12 protein-coding genes are annotated in these 20,510 nt (G+C 68.4%); 9 read left to right on the top strand and 3 right to left on the bottom strand.

Features of this window, described 5'->3' with window-relative positions; all coding sequences use genetic code 11:
• Window position 1 precedes the first annotated feature (1 nt).
• The 3 genes from EDC25_RS06610 to EDC25_RS06600 all read left to right on the top strand — a co-directional run bounded on the left by EDC25_RS06610 (window position 2) and on the right by EDC25_RS06600 (window position 4,939).
• On the top strand, window positions 2-1,183 hold the full coding sequence (locus EDC25_RS06610) for a class I SAM-dependent methyltransferase (RefSeq protein ID WP_123522529.1): 1,182 nt from the start codon (window positions 2-4) through the stop codon (window positions 1,181-1,183).
• Window positions 1,180-1,830: a 4'-phosphopantetheinyl transferase family protein gene (locus EDC25_RS06605; RefSeq protein WP_123522528.1), complete on the top strand. Its 651-nt coding sequence runs from the start codon at window positions 1,180-1,182 to the stop codon at window positions 1,828-1,830. Before EDC25_RS06610 ends, EDC25_RS06605 begins: the two co-directional genes overlap by 4 nt.
• A 295-nt stretch (window positions 1,831-2,125) precedes the next feature.
• Window positions 2,126-4,939: a WD40/YVTN/BNR-like repeat-containing protein gene (locus EDC25_RS06600; protein WP_132577327.1), complete on the top strand. Its 2,814-nt coding sequence runs from the start codon at window positions 2,126-2,128 to the stop codon at window positions 4,937-4,939.
• Between the two features lie 297 nt (window positions 4,940-5,236).
• Here EDC25_RS06600 and lpdA read toward each other — a convergent pair whose 3' ends face one another.
• From lpdA to EDC25_RS06585, 3 genes are all read right to left on the bottom strand, one after another.
• Entirely contained in the window at window positions 5,237-7,021 is a 1,785-nt protein-coding gene (lpdA, locus tag EDC25_RS06595) for a dihydrolipoyl dehydrogenase (protein WP_123522525.1), read from the bottom strand.
• Window positions 7,022-7,114: 93 nt separating this feature from the next.
• Window positions 7,115-8,509 (bottom strand): NHL repeat-containing protein, encoded by a 1,395-nt coding sequence (locus EDC25_RS06590; RefSeq protein WP_164484097.1) that lies wholly within the window; start codon window positions 8,507-8,509, stop codon window positions 7,115-7,117.
• Window positions 8,510-8,685: 176 nt separating this feature from the next.
• Window positions 8,686-10,077, bottom strand: coding sequence for a dihydrolipoyllysine-residue acetyltransferase (locus EDC25_RS06585; protein ID WP_123522523.1), 1,392 nt, complete (start codon window positions 10,075-10,077; stop codon window positions 8,686-8,688).
• A 119-nt stretch (window positions 10,078-10,196) separates the two neighbouring features.
• Between EDC25_RS06585 and EDC25_RS06580 the strand changes: the two genes are divergently transcribed.
• The 6 genes from EDC25_RS06580 to EDC25_RS06555 all read left to right on the top strand — a co-directional run bounded on the left by EDC25_RS06580 (window position 10,197) and on the right by EDC25_RS06555 (window position 20,404).
• The gene (locus EDC25_RS06580) at window positions 10,197-11,078 is read left to right on the top strand and encodes an SDR family oxidoreductase (RefSeq protein ID WP_123522522.1); all 882 of its coding nucleotides are present in this window, start codon (window positions 10,197-10,199) and stop codon (window positions 11,076-11,078) included.
• Between the two features lie 202 nt (window positions 11,079-11,280).
• Window positions 11,281-13,410, top strand: a complete 2,130-nt coding sequence (locus EDC25_RS06575; protein WP_164484096.1) for an Ig-like domain-containing protein — start codon at window positions 11,281-11,283, stop codon at window positions 13,408-13,410.
• 19 nt (window positions 13,411-13,429) lie between these two features.
• Window positions 13,430-15,322 carry a DUF1302 domain-containing protein gene (locus EDC25_RS06570; protein ID WP_123522520.1) on the top strand — a complete coding sequence of 631 codons (1,893 nt, stop codon included), beginning with the start codon at window positions 13,430-13,432 and terminating at the stop codon, window positions 15,320-15,322.
• 12 nt (window positions 15,323-15,334) lie between these two features.
• Window positions 15,335-16,693, top strand: a complete 1,359-nt coding sequence (locus EDC25_RS06565) for a DUF1329 domain-containing protein (protein ID WP_123522519.1) — start codon at window positions 15,335-15,337, stop codon at window positions 16,691-16,693.
• Between the two features lie 91 nt (window positions 16,694-16,784).
• Window positions 16,785-17,891, top strand: coding sequence for a beta propeller repeat protein (locus tag EDC25_RS06560; RefSeq protein ID WP_132577326.1), 1,107 nt, complete (start codon window positions 16,785-16,787; stop codon window positions 17,889-17,891).
• Window positions 17,888-20,404, top strand: coding sequence for an efflux RND transporter permease subunit (locus EDC25_RS06555; protein WP_123522517.1), 2,517 nt, complete (start codon window positions 17,888-17,890; stop codon window positions 20,402-20,404). Before EDC25_RS06560 ends, EDC25_RS06555 begins: the two co-directional genes overlap by 4 nt.
• Window positions 20,405-20,510: the final 106 nt, after the last annotated feature.

Raw genomic sequence — 20,510 nt, 5'->3', positions numbered from 1 at the left:
CATGTCCGCCCGTCTTCCCGAACCCTCCGCTGAGGCTCTCGCGCATTCCCGGCGCCTGGCCGGCCACGTCGCGGCCGAGATCGCCGCGCGTGGCCCGGTGCCGTTTTCGCGCTTCATGGAGTTGCTGCTGTACGCGCCCGGCCTGGGCTACTACAGCGCCGGCAGCCGCAAGTTCGGCGCCGAGGGCGACTTCGTGACAGCGCCCGAGCTGGGCCCGGCGTTCGCACACGGTCTCGCCCATTGCCTGGCCAGCGCGATGGCCGGCGACGGCGACTGGGACCTGCTCGAAGCCGGCGGCGGCAGCGGGGCACTGGCGGCGGACCTGCTGCAGGCACTCGCCGCACGCGACGCATTGCCACGGCGCTACCGGCTGCTGGAAATCAGTGCCGACCTGCGCGAACGGCAGCGCGGGCGGATCGCCGCGCGCTGTCCGCAGTGGCTGGACCGCGTCGACTGGCTGGACCAGCCGCCGCGGTCGCCCTGGCGCGGCGCCGTGGTCGCCAACGAAGTCATCGACGCACTGCCGGCGACGCGCTTCGCGCTGCGCGACGACGGCCTGTACGAACAGTTCGTCGGCGGCGGGCCCGAGCGGTTCGAATGGCTGGAACAGCCGGCGTCGCCCGCCCTGGCGGCGCAGATCCGGAAGCGGCTGGGCGATGACCTGGACGCGCTGCCGCGCCCCTACCGCTCGGAAATCCACTTGAGCCTCCAGCCCTGGCTGGCCGCCCTGACCGGTTCGCTGCAGCAAGGGCTGGCGCTGTTCGTCGACTACGGCTATCCGCGGCCGGTGTACTACAGCCCGGAGCGCCTGGACGGCACGCTGGTCTGCCACTACCGCCATCACGCCCACGGCGATCCGCTGCACCTGCCGGGCCTGCAGGACATCACCGCCTTTGTCGATTTCACCGCGGTGGCGGAAGCCGCGCTGGCCTGCGGCCTCGATGTCGCAGGTTACACCTCGCAGGCGCAGTTCCTGCTCGGCAACGACATCCAGGGCTATCTGGCGTCGCTGGATGCCTTGCCCTTCGCGACCCGGCTGAACCGCGTCGGCGCCGTGAAGACATTGATGCTGCCCGGGGAAATGGGTGAGCGCTTCCAGGTCATGGCGCTGTCGCGCCGGCTTGACGCCGCGCGCCTGCACGGCTTCGACGCCGACCTGCGCTACCAGCTGCAGCCGCGATGACGGCGACGCCTGCCCTTGCGCCGGTGCGGATCTGGTGCCAACCGCTGCCGGTCGCCGCGGGACTCGGTGTGATCGAGGCGGCCCAGGCACGCAAGCGCGCCGCCGCCATGGCCACCCGCGACCACCTGCAAACCGTGTTCCCCGGCCTGGACATGTCGAAGCTGGGACGCGGCCCCAACGGCAAGCCCTACCTGCCGGTGCCGCATGAGCGCTTCGGCTTCAATCCCAGCGACAGCGGCGGCTGGTACCTGTTCGGCATGGTCGACGGTGCCGACATCGGCGTCGACCTGGAACTGCGGCAACCGCGTCCGAAGGCGATGGCGCTGGCACGCCGGCATTTCCCCACCGCCGAAGTCGACTGGCTGGCCGCCCAGGAGGACCTCGACCACGCCTTCCTGCGCCTGTGGACGATGAAGGAAGCGCTGTTCAAGGCCATCGGCCGCGGCCTGGGCTACGGTCTGGGCAAGGCCTGCTTCCAGCCCGGCGCCGACGGCCAGCTGACGCTGGCACAGCTGGACGGCGCCGCCGCCCCGGCCTCACGCTGGTCGTGTGCCGAACTGGCGTTGCCCGCGCACCTCGTCGGCGCCGCCGTGTGGTCAGGTCCGCCACGCACCATCCTGTTTCAGCCTGGCCCGCATCATTCATGACCCTTCTGCTGCGACCGCCGATCCATCTGCCGGGACGCGACGGCCTCGCGAAGAACGCTCATGAATAATGCCGGCCAGCGCGGACTGAGCCTGCCGCACTGGGCACCTGTTGCGCCGGGTGCTATGGTCGTAACCGGCGCCTGCCGTCCAGTTCCGGACCGTTTCACGGCCGACGGTGGGCCATCTGACGTATTTGCGGCGGATTTCCCGTAGTACCCGTGGACATTCCCTGCCGCTCGCGCCCTGTCGGCGACCCACTCCGTGCGTACGGCCAGACACTTTCGAGGCAACCGTCATGTACCGTCATCTCCTGCAGCTCGCCGTTCCCTCCCTGCTCGCCCTTGTCCTCGCCGTCCCGGCACAAGCGGGACCGGGCGTGTGGACATCGAGCGGACCGGAGGGCGGCACCATTTTCGAGATCGCCGTCGATCCGGCACAGCCGGCGACCGTGTTCCTCGGCGCGCAGAGCGCTGTCCACAAGAGCACCGATACCGGCCTGACCTGGACGACACTGAATGTGGCGCCGTATGCGGCGGTGCTGAACCGGCTGCGCATGAGCCCGCACGACGGCGACCTGCTGCTGGTCACCAACTTCTGGCAGATCTTCCGCAGCACCGACGGTGGCAGCAACTGGTCCGCACTGGCCGGCGGCCTGCCGGTACCGGGCGGCTTCTCCGAACTGGCGTTCGATCCGACCACTCCCGGCCGCGTCTGGGCGAGCGGCAGCGCCGGCTTCTGGCAGAGTCTGGACGACGGCGACACCTGGACGCAGCTCCCCGCCACCGGCCTGACCAGCATGCCCCTGCACGTCGTCGCCGACCCGCATGTCCCCGGGCGGCTGCTGGGCAGCTACGGGGAGGAGCTGTTCCGCAGCACCGATGCTGGCGCGACCTGGACGGCGGCAACCGGACTTCCCGGCTCCGGCTACTACATCAACGGCGCCTTCGCCTTCACGAGCACCCCGGGCATGGTCCTGGTCGGCACCCAGGGCTCGATTTTCCGCAGCGTCGACGGCGGTGCCAGCTTCAGCCTGCTCGCCGCCGTGGATCTGCCGCAAGTCGGTGCCATCCGGCGCATCCAAGCGCATCCATCGGACCCGAGTGTGTGGTGGATCGCGACCAATGTTGGCCTGGCGCGCACCAACGACGGCGGTATGAGCTACAGCGTGGTCGGGCAGGGCATCCGCCCGGTTGCCGGTGGCAGCTACGACAACGGCGTCAATGCCCTGTTCGTCCGCCCCGATGACGTCAACACCTTGTATGCCGGGGCCGATTTCACCGGCTTTTATGTCACCCACGATGGCGGCACCAGCTGGAGCCGGCGCAACACCGGCCTGCGCCAGGCGGCGATCCGCGCCCTAGCGGTGCATCCCACGCAACCGCTGTGGGTATTCGCCGGCTATGGCGACGCCTTCGATACGCCCAGCGATGGCCTGTTCCGCTCCATCGACCGCGGCGGCAGCTGGTTCTCCGCCTCGCCGTCTCTGGAAGCCAGCGGACTGCGCACCATCCTTGTCGACCCCAACACCACCAGCAGTCCCTTCAGCACCACGCTGTACGCGGCCGGTTACGGGCAACCGCTGTTTTCCATGTCCGGCACCGTCCGCGACGGCAATGCCGGCGTGTTCAAGAGCAGCGACGGCGGCGCAACCTGGTCGACCATCGACAACGGCATTCCGTTCCAGACCAGTGCCGGCTACAAGCGCAGCTATTTCAACATCGCCCGGACCGTGGTGGCCGATCCTTCCAGCGGCGGTGCGCCGGCCGGCACCGGTCCGCTGCAGACCCTGTATCTGAGTGGCAGCGGGAGCATTTCCTACGATTACAACACCGGCGTGCCAACGGTGAATGCCGCCCGCATCTACAAGAGCACCGACGCCGGCGGCAACTGGACAGCGTCCGACAACGGCCTGCCGATTCCCCTGTATGACACCGTCACCCATCAAAGCTACGCGGTGATCGCGGTGCCGCTGGTGATCGATCCAGTGACGCCAACGACGCTGTACGTGGGCACATCCACCAGCGGTTACGAACCCGGTTACACCAATCCGCTGGTTTCGCGCGGTGTCATCAACGGCGTGTTCAAGAGCACCGACGGCGGCGCCAACTGGCTGCACAGCAGTGTCGGCCTGCCGCGCATGAATCCGGCCGATCCCGACAGCGCCCAGCGCAGCGTGCTGGCGCTGGCGCTGGCGCCCAGCCTGCCGTCACGCCTGTACGCCGCCACCCACAACCTCCTGGGTGATTCAGTCATCTTCCGCAGCGACGACGCGGGTGCCAGCTGGTACGAGGCCAACAACGGCATCGCCCCGCAGTCGGACATCCGGGCGCTGATCGTCGACCCCACCGATCCCGATATCGCCTATGCCGGCTCGACCGGCTCGGAAACCAATCCCGGCGGTGTCTATCGCACCACCGATGGTGGCCAGACCTGGACCTCGTACAGTATCGGCCTGCCACCCAGTGCCGCCTCTGCCCTGGAACTGGACCTCTCCGGCGCCGTGCCACGCCTGTATGCCGGCACCCGCCACGGTGTCTTCAGCATCGACCAGGTGCCGGACGAGGATGCCGACGGCGTCCCCAGCGCCATCGAAAGTGGCGCCCCGTCAGGCGGTGACGGCAACGGTGATGGCATTCCCGACACCGTCCAGGCCCAGGTGGCCTCGCTCCTGGACGCGGGCGATGGGGCCGGCCGCGGCGGTGACCGCTACATCACCATCGAAGTGGAACCGCTGCAGGGTGCCTGCGCACGTCTGGAGAATGCCCACGCCCTGCCGGCCAGCGCCTTCCCGGTCGATACCGGCCACGACTACCCGCTGGGCCTGGTGCGCCTGGACCTGGGCAACTGCACGCAGGCACGGCTGCGGCTGCACTACCACGGAGCCGGCTTCGGTGCCGGCTGGCGCTTCCGCGTGTTCGCGCCCCTCACACCCGAGGCGACGCATACCTATGCCTGGCGCGACCTGCCATTCACGCGGGATGGCAACACCTGGACCGTCATCCTGACCGACAACCAGCTGGGCGACCTGCGTGCCACTGAAAATGCCATGCTCTTCCAGGGCGGTGTCGCCCTGTCGGAGTCCATCTTCGCCAACGGTTTCGAGCCGTAAGGGCGGCCGTCAGCCGATGGGCCGGCGGCCGGGTCACCCCGGCGGCCAGCCGGTCGGGTGCAACCCGAAGCGATGGAGGCGGTGGGCGCTCAGACCAGCGCCAGCGGGTCGGACGCCGTGGGCAGGCGGAACTCGCGCCGGTTGGGCCGCTGTCGCCCGGATCGTGCAGGTGCCTGTCGCACAGCCATCCCCTCCTGCCAGGCCTCGGCGCGCAACTGCGCCTGGGCCTCGTGCAGGAGACGGCACGGAGCGTGCCCGTCCAGCGCATAGAAGGCAGCCGCCAGTCGCCAGCGCGCGCTACTTCTTTTTCGGGATGTAGAGGTCGGTGATGGTGCCTTCGTAGACCTCGGCCGCCATCGCCACCGATTCGCTCAGCGTCGGATGCGGATGGATGGTCAGGCCGATATCGCCGGCTTCCGCACCCATCTCGATGGCCAGCGCCAGTTCCGCGATCAGCTCGCCGGCGTTGATGCCGACGATGCCGGCACCGACCACGCGATGCGTGGCCTCGTCGAAGATGACCTTGGTGAAGCCTTCGGTTCGGCTGACGCCAATGGCGCGGCCGGACGCCGCCCACGGGAACTTGCCGACGCCGACATCGAGCCCCTTGGCCTTCGCCTCGGTTTCTGTGGTGCCGACCCAGGCGATTTCCGGATCGGTGTAGGCGACCGACGGAATCACCCGCGCCACCCATTCCTTCTTCTCGCCGGCGGCGACTTCCGCTGCCAGCTTGCCTTCGTGCGTCGCCTTGTGCGCCAGCATCGGCTGGCCGACGATGTCGCCGATGGCGAAGATGTGCGGCACGTTCGTGCGCATCTGCCGGTCGACGGGAATGAAACCGCGTTCGCCGACCAGCACGCCGGCGCGGTCGGCACCGATTTTCGCGCCGTTCGGCGCGCGTCCAACGCAGACAAGGATGCGGTCGTAGAGCTGCGCCTCCGGCGCCTTTTCACCGTCGAAGCTGACCTTGAGGCCCTTCTTCTGCGCTTCGATGGCGGTCACACGCGTCTTCAGGTGGATGCCGCCGCCATAACGCTTGCCGATGCGCTGCGCCAGCGGACGCACCAGGTCGGGATCGGCGCCCGGCATCAGCTGGTCCGCCAGTTCGACCACCGTGACCTCGCTGCCCAGCGCGTCATACACGCAGGCCATCTCCAGGCCGATGATGCCGCCACCGACGACCAGCAGCCTCTTTGGCACATCGGCCAGGTCGAGCGCATCGGTGGAATCCATCAGGCGCGGATCGTCCCAGGGCAGGCCGGGCAGCTTCACCGCCTGCGAACCGGCGGCGATGATCGCCTGCTCGAAGCGCAGCAGCTGTACGCCGTCGGCGGTGTCGATTTCCAGCTCGTTGGCGGAGATGAAACGGCCGTTGCCGGTGACGGTGCGCACCTTGCGCTGCCTGGCCATGCCGGACAGGCCCTTGGTCAGCTGGCCGACGACCTTGTCCTTGTAGCCGCGCAGCGCATCGAGGTCGATCTTCGGCGCACCGAAGCGGATGCCCAGCTCGCCGGCATGCGCCGCCTCGTCGATGATCTTCGCGGCGTGCAAAAGCGCCTTGGAGGGAATGCAACCGACGTTGAGGCAGACGCCGCCAAGGGTGTCGTAGCGTTCGACCAGGACGGTATCCAGGCCAAGATCGGCGGCGCGGAAAGCGGCCGTATAACCGCCGGGACCTGCGCCCAGCACCACCAGACGGCATTCGATGTCGGCCTTGCGGCCACTGGCCGCTGCCGCGGGCGCCGCTGCCCGCGGGGGCGTCGCGGTTGCGGACGCAGGCGCTTCGACCTTTGCGGCCGCCGGAGAGGCCGCAGCAGCGCGTGCAGGCGATGCCGCGGCGCCTTCGGCCTCGACCAGCGCGACCACGCGGCCCTGGCCGACACGGTCGCCGACCTTCACGCGTATCTCGCGCACGATGCCGGCGACGCTGGCCGGCACTTCCATGGTCGCCTTGTCCGATTCCAGGGTCACCAGGCCCTGGTCCTTCGCGACGCGCTCGCCGGCGGTGACCAGGATCTCGATGACCGGGACATCGTCGTAATCGCCGATGTCGGGAACCAGGATTTCAATCGCGTCTGCCATCGTGTTCGGATCCGTTTTCCAGAACCGGCAGGATAGCGCAGCGCCGGCGGTGCCTGCCCGTGCAAGCGAGGGCAGGCACCGGGGCGCCAGGATTCAGTCGAAGCCTTCCACGCCGTCCGCGAAGATGCGGTCGAGACCATGCTTGGCCACGGTGAAGTTGTAGTCGCTGTTGGCATTGAGCGAGTGGCCGACGACGTAGATGCCGTCGCCATGCACACTCACCTGGGCCAGGATGTCGATCTTGCCCGGGAGGCTGAAGTCGACGAAATAGCCGCCGCCGTTACCGAACAGCGGGTCGGGCAGGCCATACAGGTTCACGCGCTGCACGGCCATGTCCAGGTTGTTGTTGTGGGGCCGCGTGCTGCCGAGCAGCAGGCCGACGCCGGGCTGGTAGGCGATGCTCTGGAAGCGCAGGCCGGTATCCAGTGGGAACAGGGTGAAGCCGGGATGGATGCCGAAGTCCGCGGTGGCCAGCGACCAGCCCTGGTGGATGATCTTCGCCACCAGGCCCTGCGGCGTGCCGCCGATGGTGGCGTAGCCGGACACGTAGATGTCGTCGTCCGCCGCAGCCGGGTTTTTCGCCGTCACCACCGACATGAGGTCGACGGCCGTCTCCGGAATGTCGTCCAGACCGAAGGTGAATTCCACCTGCGAGAAGAGGTTCTCCGGGGTGCCGTCGGCGAGCATGCGGATCATCAGGCCGGTGTCGCTGTTGCTGCCGACGATGCGGGTGGTGCCGACACCGACGACCTTGCCATTGCTGGTGCGGGTGATGGCGCGCAGGGTATGGCGCTCGAAGATGTTCTGCGAGCGCACCAGCGCCACGTTGCTGCCCTGGATGTTGCCGTAGCTGGTGTCCGGCTGCCCGTTGGCCAGGAACTGGGCGAAGGCGGCATAACCGTCGTTGGCCATGTCGATGGTGCCACCGACGACGAACTTCCCGTCCGGGTGTACCACCACGCCGACCGACTGGTCCCATGTGCCCGGCAACCACTGGGGGCGCACGCAACTGTCGTTCACCGGTGCCGGGAAATTGATGTTGGCGCCGCTGTCGGAATGGAAACGGCAGACGATCATGTCGTAATCGGTGTTGCTGACCTTCTTGATGCCCGAAACCAGCAGGTGGCCACTGGGAGTCAGCGCCACGCCGGTGGCGATGACATCGGTCTCAAGCGAGTGGTTGCGGCCATCGAAATGAAAGGTCAGGTCGACATGACCCTCGGCGTTGAACTTGGCCACGCCGATCCGGGTGGTGCCGCTGTCCTGCACCGTGCCCGCCACATAGAGCGAGCCGTCGGGGCCGACCACGCTGCCGGCCGCGGTGTCGGCCAGGGCGCCGCCCAGATCGAAGGCGATGAAGTTCTTGCCCCCGCCGAAGATGCCCCAGCCGCTGTAGGGCTGGCCATCGGCCGGCAGGTCGGCGCGCGCCGTGCCGGCGCAGAGAAGGGCGGCAAGGGTCGCGCCGCCAGCGATACGGAGGATGTTCATAGCCATGTTCCCGAAGTGGAGGAGAGTGCGGGCCGTTCCGGCCTTGCAACCTCGCGTACGCATTCGGGATGGGCGAGGGATCACGGATCGTCGATCCGTTCCCGGCGGCGCCGTCCGTGCTGGCGGACGGCGCGGAAAAACCGGCAACGCCCGTCGCGGCGTTGCCGGGGGTCTTCTTACAGCACGCTGCGGCGCAGATCCGCCATCAGTTCGGCCAGGTAGGCGGTGAAGCGCGCGGCCGCGGCGCCGTCGATGACACGGTGGTCATAGCTCAGCGACAGCGGCAGCATCAGGCGTGGCTGGAAGGCCTTGCCGTCCCATACCGGCTTGATCGACGACTTCGACACGCCGAGGATCGCGACTTCCGGCGCGTTGACGATCGGCGTGAACGCGGTGCCGCCGATGCCGCCCAGCGAGCTGATGGAGAAACAGCCGCCGCTCATTTCCGCCGGCGCCAGCTTGCCGTCGCGCGCCTTCTTCGCCAGCGCCGACGTTTCCTGGGCGATTTCGACCACGCCCTTGCGGTCGCAGTCGCGCACCACCGGCACGACCAGGCCGTTCGGCGTATCGGCGGCAAAACCGATGTGGAAATACTTCTTGAGCGTCAGGTTCTCGCCGTTGCCATCCAGCGAGGCGTTGAACTCCGGATACTTCTTCAGCGCGGCGACCGCGGCCTTCATCAGGAAGGCGAGCATGGTCAGTTTGATGCCGGCCTTTTCGTTTTCCCTGTTGAGCTGCACGCGCAGCGCCTCCAGGTCGGTGATGTCGGCTTCGTCATGCTGGGTGACGTGCGGGATCATCGCCCAGTTGCGGGCGAGATTGGCGCCGGAAATCTTCTTGATGCGCGACAGCGGCACCGTTTCGATTTCGCCGAACTTGCTGAAATCGACCTTCGGCCAAGGCAGCAGGTCGAGTCCGCCGCCGGCGCTGCCGCCGCTGGCCGGCACGCCGGCCAGGGTGGACTTCACGAAGTCCTGCACGTCGGCGCGGGTGATGCGACCGGCGCGCGCGCTGCCGCGGACGCGCGACAGGTCGACGCCGAGTTCGCGCGCGAAGGCGCGCACCGCCGGCGACGCGTAGGGCACCTTGCCAGGCGCGACGGCTTCGGCATCGAAGCGCTGCAGGGAGCCGCCACTGGCAGCGCCTGCGTCCGCCGGCGCCGAGGGCACGCGTGCCGCGGCGGCGCGTTCGCCGTCGGCTTCGGCGCTGGCCTTGGCTTCGGGCCGCGGCACTTCGGCCTGGACATCGGTGGCCGCCGGCGAGGACGGCTTCGCCTTGGTGGACGCCGCCGCAGGCGCCGGTGTCGCGGCAGGCGCGGCGGCGTCAGCGGCGTCCTCGATCAGCGCGACCACGCTGCCTTCGGCGACGGTATCGCCGACCTTGACCTTGAGTTCGCGGACGACACCGGCGAACGGCGCCGGCACTTCCATGGTGGCCTTGTCGGACTCCAGCGTCACCAGACCCTGGTCGGCCTTGACCGTGTCGCCGACTGCGACCAGCAGTTCGATCACCGGCACGGCATCGAAGTCGCCGATGTCCGGCACCTTGGCTTCCCTGATCTGGGCCATGAAGTCGTCCTGTCGCGTGCAGCAAAGGGGCGGTCATTGTGCCGGCTCGGCGCCGCCGCGGCCAGCCGCCTTCCCGGCGGCGGCGATGGCGCCGCGATGGCGCACTGATAAAGTGGGCCATGCATCCGAACGTCCTGCTCATCGGCGGCAGCGGCCTGGTGGGCCGGGCCGTGCTTCGCCTGTGCGCGGGCAGCGGCATCAAGGTCGCCGCGGTGACCCGGGCCGCCGCGCCGGAAGCCGACGTCGCCGGGCTGGCGCGCTGGCACTGCGGCTGCGACCTCGACGGCATCGCCGGCCGGCTGCCCGACCCCGCCGCGATCGACGCCGTCATCGCTGCCGGTCCGCTGGACGTGCTTTCGTACTGGCTGTCGCGCCGGCCGCTTCCCGCCCTGCGCCGCGTCGTCGCGCTGTCGTCGACCAGCGTGAAGGTCAAGCCGGATTCGCCGGACGTGGCGGAGCGCGCACTGGCGAAGCGGCTCGCCGAGGGCGAGGCGCGCCTGGTCGTGGCCTGCGTTGACGCCGGCATCGCCTGGACGATCCTGCGACCGACGCTGATCTGGGGCGAGGGCCGCGACCACAACGTCAGCCGGCTGGCCGCGCTGGCGCGTCGGCATGGACGCCTTGTGTTGCCGCGGTTCGCGCGCGGCCGGCGCCAGCCCGTCCGCGCCGAAGACGTGGCCCTGGCGCTGCTGGCCGCCCTTCGCAGCCCCGGCGCTGCCGGCCTTGCCCTGGACCTGCCCGGTGGCGAGGCCTTGCCTTATGACGAGATGGCGGCGCGGGTCGTACGTGCCGTGAACCCGAAGGCGCGTCTGCGACGGATTCCGCTGCCGGCGGCGGCGGTCAGGCTGGCCGCGCGGCTGGGTGTGGTGCCGCCTGCGCTCGCCGCGGTGCTGCTGCGCATGGGCCAGGATCTGGTGTTCGACGGGCAGCCCGCGCAAGCGGCGCTCGGGGTGGCGCCACGTCCCTTCGAACCGACGGAGAATGACTTCCGTCCGCCGTGAATGGTGCGATGCAACATGCTGATCGCACGGAAGTTTTACGGATTCTTCGCATTGCCAACGGCGGCGGCTGATCCCTATGATAGGGATACGCTGGCGTATCGAAGTGTTGTGTTCCGTACTGCCTTGGCGGGCCGGGAAGGCGAGCATGGTGCGTCGTCTTTCCCAACAGATAACCATGACATCGCACCCAGGGAGTTTCGACATGCGAGTCCTGCAACCCCTTACCGTCAGCCTGCTTGCGGTCGGCCTCGCCGCCTGCGGTGGCGGCAGCAACAGCCCGCGCGCGGTCGATGCGCCGCCGGCGACGAACAACAACGGCAGCCCGGTCACCGGCGTCATCACGGCCCGTTTCGATCCAAGCGCGAGCGTGATTCCGTTCCCGTCGAACCTGCTGCTGCAGGGGACGACCGACCTGACGCTCAACCCGCCGGTCGCCAACCCCGCCAACAATGCCGATCCGGCGGTGGCACTGAGCGCCCTCGACGGCTTCAGCACGGTCGCGCCGTGGAGCTTCCAGCTGTCAGTGCCGCCGAATCCGGCGACGCTGGTGGCCGGACAGTCGGTCCGCCTGTTCGAGGTCAACCTGACCGGTCCGGGCGGCGGCGTCACCGGTGTCGTGCGCGAACTGTCCGCGCAGGAATTCGTCGTGGCGCAGGCCCCGAGCGACACCACCGGCCGCACCATCGCCATCGTGCCGACGATGCCGCTGAAGCAGCTGACCAGCTACATGGCGGTGATCACCGAAGGTGTCACCGACACGCGTGGCAACGATGCCACGCCGGACCAGACCTACTTCCTGGCCAAGCGCACGACGCCGATCTGCAACGGCACCCAGGTGCTCGATCCGATGGTGCCGGCGACCAGTTGCCCGGCCGTCGAAAGCCTGCGCCAGCTCGTCAACAGCCATGAAGCCGCCGCCGCTTCGCGCGGCATCCGCCGCGAGGACATCGTGCTGAGCTGGGTCGCCACGACGCAGAGCATCACGCCGGTGCTGCAGGCGGTGAAGAGCACCATCCAGCCGCGCGCGCACCAGCTGGCGCCGACCGGCCTGACCACTGCCGACGTCGGCCTGCCGCTGCCGCCGGTCGCCAACATCCATATCGGCTTCATCGAGCTGCCGTACTACCTGGAAGCGCCGAGCGCGCAGAACCCGGCCGCCGTGCTGACCGGATTCTGGGAAGCCAACCCGGGCGCCTACGTGCCGCCGTTCAACGCCCTGGGCCTGGATCCGACCTCGACCAACCTGACCTACGCCAACCCGATGCCGCGCGTTAAGGGCACGGTGCGCGTCCCGGTGCTGGTCACTGTGCCGAACGCCAATTCCGGCCGCACCAAGCCGGCCGCCGGCTGGCCGCTGGCGATCTTCCAGCACGGCATCACCGGCAATCGTTCGCAGGCGCTGCCGCTGGCCGCGACGCTGGCCGCGCAGGGCATCGCCGTCGCCGCCATCGACCTGCCGCTGCACGGCCTGCCGCCGACCTCGCCGCTGGCGATCGGCAACACGCCGTTTGGCGCCGTGGCCACCGAGCGCCACTTCAACGTCGACCTGCACGACAACGACGTTGGCGGCTGCGCCAACGGCGCCCCGATCTGCCCGGATGGTGTCGTCGACAGTTCCGGCGCGCACTACATCAACCTGGGCAACCTGCGCACCTCGCGCGACAACCTGCGCCAGGGCGAGGTCGACCTGCTGTCGCTGGCCGCAACGGCACCGATGTTCGACTTCGATGGCGGCGGCAGCGACGTCGACGGCTCGCGCCTGAGCTTCGTCGGCATGTCGCTGGGCGGCATCAACGGCGGCGTGTTCCTGGGCCTGTCCGACACCGTCAATACCGGCGTGCTGTCCGTGCCGGGTGGCGGCATCGCCCGCCTGCTCGATGGCTCGGCCACCTTCGGTCCGCGCATCCGCGCCGGCCTGGCCGCTTCCGGCGTGCAGGCCGGCACCCCGACCTACGACCAGTTCATGCTGATCACGCAGACCGTCATCGATTCCGGTGACCCGATCAACTACGGCGTGCAGAACACCGGCAACGCACTGCTTCTGCACGAAGTGATCGGCGACCAGGTCGTGCCGAACACCGTCGCCGGCGCGCCTCTGGCCGGCACCGAGGCCCTGATCCGCGCCCTTGGCCTGCCGACGATCACCGCCACCACGCAGAGCGCCGCGGGCGTGCGCGGTGCGGTGCGCTTCAACGCTGGCGGCCACGGCTCGCTGCTGGATCCGTCCGCCTCGCCGGCGGTGACGCAGGAGATGCAGCGCCAGATCGCCAGCTTCCTCGCCAGCCACGGCACCGCGGTGCTGGTCACCGACACCAGCGTCATCCAGAACTGATCAGGCAGGAGCCCTATACATGAGCACGCGCAAGAACCTCAGTACCGCCATCGCGCTGGCGCTCGCGGCTTCCGCCGGCGCCGCACAGGCCATCGACTTCAGCAGCGGCGAGTGGTCCGGATCGCTGGACACCACCGTCACCTACGGTGTTTCGGTCCGCGCCGAGGATCCGTACGACATGAATGTCGGCAAGGCCAACCAGAACCCGCTGTTCCCCCTGCTGGGGCTGTCCAATCCGGAGCAGCGCGCTGCGCCGGGCCGCTGGTCGGTGAACGGCGACGACGCCAACATGAAGTGGCGGAAGGGTGACGTCGTCTCCAATGCCATCAAGATCACCAGCGAACTGTCGCTGACCTGGCGCAACTTCGGCGCCTTCGTCCGCGGCATGGCCTTCCACGACTTCGAATACGAGGATCGCGACGACATCTCCCGGCTGGCGCGCGACAAGGTCGGCCAGGACGCCAAGATCCTCGACGCCTTCGTGTACTGGAACTTCGGCCAGGGCGGCGGCCTCAACGGCAGCCTGCGCCTGGGCCAGCAGGTCGTCAGCTGGGGCGAGAACACCTTCATCCAGAACGGCGTGAACGTCATCAACCCGGTCGACGTGTCGCGCCTGCGCACGGCCGGTTCGGAGCTGAAGGAAGCGTTCCTGCCGGTCAACATGATCTTCGGCTCGGTCAACCTGACCGAGAACCTGGCCCTGGAGGCCCTGTACCTGCTCGAGTTCGAACAGACCGAACCGGAGCCGGTGGGCACCTACTTCTCGACCAACGACTTCGCCGCCCTGGGCGGCGCCTACGCGATGCTCAACTTCGGCACCGTCGGCCAGCCGGTGATGAATCCCGACCTGTTCTGGGACGTCTGCGGTGGCCTGCGCTCCAGTGACATCGCCGCGATGAACCAGATGGTGCCGGCGGGTCCGGGTGGCTCGCTGATCCCGCTGTACATGCTCGGCTGCCAGGCCGCGCTGCCGCGTGCCGAGGACCGTTATCCCGACGACGGCGGCGAGTACGGCCTGGCGCTGCGCTACTTCGCGCCCTGGGCCGGCGACACCGAGTTCGGCCTGTACTTCATGAACTACCACAGCCGCCTGCCGCTGCTGTCGGGCATGTCGGTGACCAGCAGCGCGCCGAGCAGCGGCCGCGTCATCGTCGAATATCCCGAAGACATCCGCATGGTCGGCCTCAGCTGGAACACCAACATCCCCTGGGGTCTGGCTTTCCAGGGCGAGGTCTCGCACAAGAGCAACGTGCCGCTGCAGTTCGACGACGTCGAGCTGCTGTTCGCCGGCCTGACGCCGCTGAACCCGCTGCTGCCGCAGCCGGGCATGCGCTTCGCCAGCCAGCTCGGCGAGTTCGGGCCGGGCGAATACATCCAGGGCTGGGAGCGCCACAAGATCTGGCAGGGCCAGTTCACGCTGACCAAGATGTTCGGGCCGGGCAACTGGCTGGGCGCCGACCAGGTCGCGGCGGTGCTGGAATACGGCATCACCAAGGTCCGTGACCTGCCCGAGCACTCGGTGCTGCGCTACAACGGCGACGGCACCGACACCGGTGGCGGCCCCGACGTGCTGACCGGCGCGCTGCGCAATCCTGTGACCCAGGTCGGCGGCTTCCCCACCGAAACATCGTGGGGTTACCGCGCCGCGCTGCGTGCCGATTACAACAATGCCTTCGGCACGCCGTTCATGCTGTCGCCGCGCATCGCCTTCAACCATGACGTCAACGGCACCACGCCGGGTCCGGGCGGCAACTTCGTCGAAGACCGCAAGTCGTACACCCTTGGCGTGGAAGCGAATTACCTCAACCGCTGGGCGGTTGACCTCAGCTACACCCGCTTCTTCGGCGCCGGCATGTTCAATCTGCTGACCGACCGTGACTTCTACACCCTGTCCGCCCGCTATTCGTTCTGAGGAGACACTTTCATGCGCATTCGACATTCTGTGCTGACGACGGCGCTGGCGGCAGCCCTGGTGGCCCTGCCGGGCATCGCCGCGGTTCCCCAGTCCGAAGCCGATCGCCTCGGCAGCGACCTGACGCCGCTGGGCGGCGAAGCCGCGGGCAACGGCGGCGCCATCCCGGCCTGGGACGGCGGCGTGCGCGCCGCGCCGAGCGGCGTGTCGTACACGCCGGGCCAGTTCCATCCGGATCCGTTCGCCAGCGACAGCGTCCAGTTCACGATCAACCGCGGCAACCTCAATGACTACGCGGCCAACCTCACCGAAGGCCAGAAGGCGATGTTCGCCCGCTACGAGTCGTTCGAGATGAACGTCTATCCGACACGCCGCAGCGCCGCGTTCCCGCAGCGCATCTACGACATGACCAAGCGCAACGCCACGACCGCGCGCCTGGTCGCCGATGGCGACGGCGTCGCCGATGCCGCCGAAGGCATCCCCTTCCCGATCCCGCAGAACGGTCACGAGGTGATCTGGAACCACAAGCTGAAGTGGAAGGGCGTGTCCTCGGTGCGCTACAACAACCAGGCGCCGGTGACCTCCAGCGGCAGCTACAACCTGGTGCGTCTGCGCGAGGACTTCTTCGCGCCGTACGAGACCGAAGGCCGCACCATCGCCGACATCAACAACATCCTGCTGTACTTCTACCAGTCGGTGGAAGCGCCGCCGCGCCTTGCCGGCCAGCTGCTGCTGGTGCACGAGTCGCTGAACCAGGCGGAGACGCCGCGCCAGGCATGGGTGTACAACCCCGGCCAGCGCCGCGTGCGCCGGGCGCCGAACGTCGCCTACGACAACCCCGGCACGGCGTCCGACAACCTGCGCACCAGCGACATGACCGACATGTTCAACGGCGCGCTGGACCGCTTCGACTGGCAGCTGGTGGGCAAGAAGGAAATCTACGTCCCCTACAACAGCTACAAGGCGCACGGCGCGGCGCTGTCCGACCTGATCCAGCCGGGCCACCTCAACCCGGACCTGCTGCGCTACGAACTGCACCGCGTCTGGGTCGTGGACGCGCGTCTGAAGTCCGGTGCCCGCCACATCAACAGCCGCCGCACGTTCTATGTCGACGAGGACAGCTGGCAGATCCTCATCGCCGACCACTACGACAGCGACGGCAACCTGTGGCGCTACTCGGAGGCTCCCTCCATCAGCTACTACGAGATGCCGCTGTTCTGGTCGACGCTGGAAACGCACCATGACCTGAAGAACGGCCGCTACCTGGCCACGGGTCTGGACAACGCCGAAGGCAAGACCATCGACTACCGCATCCAGTTCACGGCCGACCAGTTCTCGCCGCAGAACCTCCGCAACCGCGGCGTCCGCTGACGCCGTCCAGCCACGGCCGGCCATGTCAGGGGGGGTGACATGGCCGCGCTGGCGGCTGCGCAAGCAAGTCATTCGTGCCAGCATGGAACCCATGGCCACGCCCCGACGATCCCCCCTCAAGTCCTGCCTGCTGGCAGCCAGCCTTTTCGCGGCACTGCCGCTCCATGCCGCCTGGCCCGATCCGGTCGACAGCCCCGCCGAGGTCATGCCGCGCGCACAGCGTTCGCTGATGCTCGACGTCGCGGCGATTCCCGGCGACCGCCTGGTCGCCGTCGGCGAGCGCGGGCACATCCTGCTTTCCGATGACGCCGGCACCACCTGGCACCAGGCCGCCGTGCCGGTCCGCTCGACGCTGACCGCGGTCGCCGGTGGCAACAGTGCCGTCATCGCCGCCGGCCACGACGGCGTGATCCTGCGTTCCACCGACCGCGGTGAAAGCTGGCAGCGCGTCCGCGAGGAGCGCTTCTCGGCCGACAACCATTTTTCGCCCAGCAACGGCACGCCGCTGCTGGACGTCCTGTTCCTCGACGACGACAGCGTCCTCGCCGTTGGCGCCTACGCGCTGGCCCTGCGCAGCGATGATGCCGGCGCCAGCTGGCAGCCGCTGGAGATCGACCTGGCCGGCAAGGGCGGTGGCGATGCCGAAGCCGATGACTCCGGCGACGGGGAAGACGAAACCGACGGCCTGCTGTTCGACGCCGAGGACCTCGCCATCGACGACGAAGTCGATCCGCATCTCAATGCCATCGCCCGCGTCGGCGACGCCCTGGTCATGGTGGGCGAGCGCGGCAGCGTCTTCCGTTCCAGTGACGGCGGTGAAAGCTGGCAGCGCCTGCAGCTGTCCTACGGCGGCTCGATGTTCGGCATCCTGCCGCTGTCCGGGCAGTCGCTTCTCGTCTATGGCCTGCGCGGGCGTGCGTTCCAGAGCGACGACGCCGGCGACAGCTGGCGCGAGCTGGACACGCGCGTCACGGCGAACCTGTTCGGCGGCGACGTCGGCGACGACGGCAGCGTCGTGCTGGTCGGCGCCGAAGGCGTGGTCCTGCGCCGTGCCGCCGGCGGCGACGCCTTCACGACCGGCATCTATACCAACGAGGACGGCGAAACCCCGATCGGTTCCGCCGTCCGCCTGCGCCCCGACGGCAGCCTGCTGCTGATCGGCGACCGCGGCATCACCACCTGGCAGGCACAACCATGAGCGCACCCAGCCACTACGCGCCCGGAGCATTCACCCGGGCCGCCGAGCGACTGGTCTTCGGCAACCGTCCCCTCGTCCTGGTCGTGTTCGCCGCGATCACCGCGGTGATGCTGTACTTCGCCAGCCAGCTGCAGGTCGACGCCGGCTTCAAGAAGCAGATTCCGCTCGAACACGAGTACATGCAGACCTTCCTCGACTACGAGCAGGAGTTCGGCGGTGCCAACCGCGTCCTGCTCGCCCTGGTCGCCGAAGACGGCAACATGTTCGACCGCGAGTTCTTCTCGACGCTGGAGAACATCACCACCGAGGTGCTGTCGATCCCGGAAGTCGACGACTCGCGCTCGCGTTCGCTGTATACGCCGAACGTCCGGTTCGTCGAGGTCGTCGAGGACGGATTCGCCGGCGGCAACGTCATTCCCAACGAGTTCACGCCGAACGTGCCGGGCTTCGTCGCCAGCGACGAGCACTTCGCCACCCTGCGCGGCAACATCGTCAAGTCCGGCGTTCTCGGCCGCCTGGTCGCGCGTGACTGGTCCGGCGCCATGGTCTGGGCCGACCTGATCCCGGAAGGCGACGGCGCCAACAAGCTTGATTACCAGAAGGTGGCCGAGCAGTTCGAGGCGATCCGCCAGCGCCACGAGAAGGACGGCCACAAGGTCCACATCATCGGCTTCGCCAAGATGGTCGGCGACATCGCCGATGGCGCCCGTTCGGTGATCGTCTTCTTCGCGCTCACCATCGCCTTCACCTGGCTGCTGCTGTTCCTGTACTCGACCTCGGTGAAACTGGCGACGCTGACCGTACTGTCGGCGCTGGTGTCGGTGGTCTGGATGCTCGGCGCGCTGCGCCTGATGGGCTTCGGCATCGACCCGATGAACATGCTGACGCCGTTCCTGATCTTCGCGATCGCGGTCAGCCATGGCGAGCAGATGATCAACCGCTTCCGCGGCGAGATCTTCTTCGGCGGCCTGGAAGACGGCACCGTGGAGGAACTGCGCGCGCGCCAGGGCGTGCCGGCGGAAGAAGCGGCCCGCCTGGCCTTCCGCATGCTGCTGATTCCAGGCGCGGTCGCGCTGGTCGCCGGCTGCATCGGCTTCGCCACCATCCTGATGATTCCGATCCGCATCATCTTCGAACTGGCCATCACCGCGACCGTCGGCGTCGCGATCACCATCCTGACCGACCTGGTGCTGCTGCCGGTGCTGCTGAGCTACACGCGCCTGCGCAACATGGAGCGCAAGCGCGAATACCGCCTGCGCCAGCTCACCCGCTTCGACCGCATCTGGGCGCTGCTGGCACGCCTCAGCCGCCCCGGCGCCGCCGCCGTCGTGATCCTGATCGGCGCCGTTGCCTGGTTCTTCGCCGAGAGCCACGGTGACAAGGTGATGATCGGCGATGCCCAGGAGGGCGTCGCCGAATTGCGTCCCGAGGCGCGTTACAACCAGGATGCGCGCGTCATCACGCAGAAGTTCGCCCTTGGCGTCGACATCCTCAACGTGATCGCCGAAGCGCGCCCCGACGCCTGCACGCTCAGTTACCCGGCGATGGAAACCATCGACCGCCTGGCCTGGCATCTCGCCAACGTCGAGGGCGTGCAGCAGGTGCTTTCGCTGCCGCAGGCGGCGCGCCTGGTCAACGCCGGCTGGAACGACGGCTCTGTGCGCTGGCGGGTCCTGCCGCGTGATGCCGACAGCCTGCGCGTCGCCACCCAGGGCTTCGAGACCGACTCCGGCCTGCTCAACGGCGACTGTTCGGCCATTCCCGTCACCGCCTTCCTGGCCGACCATCGCGCCGAGACCATTGACCGGGTGATCGGCGCCGTGCGCCAGTTCCGCGACGACAACGGCGCCTATGCCGAAGGCAGCGATTTCCGCAGCACGCTTGCGGCGCAGGTCGCCGAAGCCGAGGCCAGCGGCGATGCCGTCGCCGACGCCGACCGCGTCAACCTGCGCCTGGCCACCGGCAGTATCGGTGTCGCCGCCGCCATCAACGACACCGTGCGTTCCGTCGAGCACCGGATGCTGTATTTCCTGTACGGCGCGGTGTTCCTGATGTGCCTGCTCAGCTTCCGCAGCATCCTCGCGGCCCTGTGCATCGTGCTGCCGCTGGTGCTGGTGACCGAACTGGGCCACTCGCTGATGGTCGAGATGGACATCGGCATGAAGGTCAACACGCTGACCGTGGTCGCACTCGGCGTCGGCATCGGCGTCGACTACGCGATCTACATCTTCGCGCGCATGCGCGAGGCCCTGAACCAGGGCCGCACGCTCACCGAGTCCTACTTCATCGCCCTGAAGACGACCGGCATCGCCATCTTCTACACCGCGTTGACGCTGGCCGTCGGCGTGGCGACCTGGATCTTCTCGGAACTGAAGTTCCAGGCCGACATGGGCCTGATGCTGACCTTCATGTTCGTGGTCAACATGGTCGCGGCGATCGTCTTCCTGCCGGCGCTGTGCCGCTGGCTGCTGCGTCCGACCGAGAAGGACGGCTGGACGCCACCGCCGGTCTGAGCCGCGGCACGACCTCGTCCGCCGCCTGCGTCATGCAGGCGGCGGCCGTCCGGGCACCCGCGCGCAGGCGCCTGCCGCCCTGACGCCGCGAAATTCCGTGCCGCGG

Origin of the sequence: Pseudofulvimonas gallinarii (assembly GCF_004343305.1) — a bacterium.
Lineage (GTDB): Bacteria > Pseudomonadota > Gammaproteobacteria > Xanthomonadales > UBA2363 > Pseudofulvimonas > Pseudofulvimonas gallinarii.
Note: the sequence above shows the minus strand (reverse complement) of the source record. Positions and strands in the feature narration are given on the sequence as shown.

What these genes read in the sequence shown, in the direction of transcription:
- lpdA (WP_123522525.1), bottom strand. Translation starts at nt 7,021, where the DNA reads ATGGCAGACGCGATTGAAATCCTGGTTCCCGACATCGGCGATTACGAC.
- EDC25_RS06555 (WP_123522517.1), top strand. Translation starts at nt 17,888, where the DNA reads ATGAGCGCACCCAGCCACTACGCGCCCGGAGCATTCACCCGGGCCGCC.
- EDC25_RS06560 (WP_132577326.1), top strand. Translation starts at nt 16,785, where the DNA reads ATGGCCACGCCCCGACGATCCCCCCTCAAGTCCTGCCTGCTGGCAGCC.
- EDC25_RS06580 (WP_123522522.1), top strand. Translation starts at nt 10,197, where the DNA reads ATGCATCCGAACGTCCTGCTCATCGGCGGCAGCGGCCTGGTGGGCCGG.
- EDC25_RS06610 (WP_123522529.1), top strand. Translation starts at nt 2, where the DNA reads ATGTCCGCCCGTCTTCCCGAACCCTCCGCTGAGGCTCTCGCGCATTCC.
- EDC25_RS06570 (WP_123522520.1), top strand. Translation starts at nt 13,430, where the DNA reads ATGAGCACGCGCAAGAACCTCAGTACCGCCATCGCGCTGGCGCTCGCG.
- EDC25_RS06575 (WP_164484096.1), top strand. Translation starts at nt 11,281, where the DNA reads ATGCGAGTCCTGCAACCCCTTACCGTCAGCCTGCTTGCGGTCGGCCTC.
- EDC25_RS06565 (WP_123522519.1), top strand. Translation starts at nt 15,335, where the DNA reads ATGCGCATTCGACATTCTGTGCTGACGACGGCGCTGGCGGCAGCCCTG.
- EDC25_RS06585 (WP_123522523.1), bottom strand. Translation starts at nt 10,077, where the DNA reads ATGGCCCAGATCAGGGAAGCCAAGGTGCCGGACATCGGCGACTTCGAT.
- EDC25_RS06590 (WP_164484097.1), bottom strand. Translation starts at nt 8,509, where the DNA reads ATGAACATCCTCCGTATCGCTGGCGGCGCGACCCTTGCCGCCCTTCTC.
- EDC25_RS06605 (WP_123522528.1), top strand. Translation starts at nt 1,180, where the DNA reads ATGACGGCGACGCCTGCCCTTGCGCCGGTGCGGATCTGGTGCCAACCG.
- EDC25_RS06600 (WP_132577327.1), top strand. Translation starts at nt 2,126, where the DNA reads ATGTACCGTCATCTCCTGCAGCTCGCCGTTCCCTCCCTGCTCGCCCTT.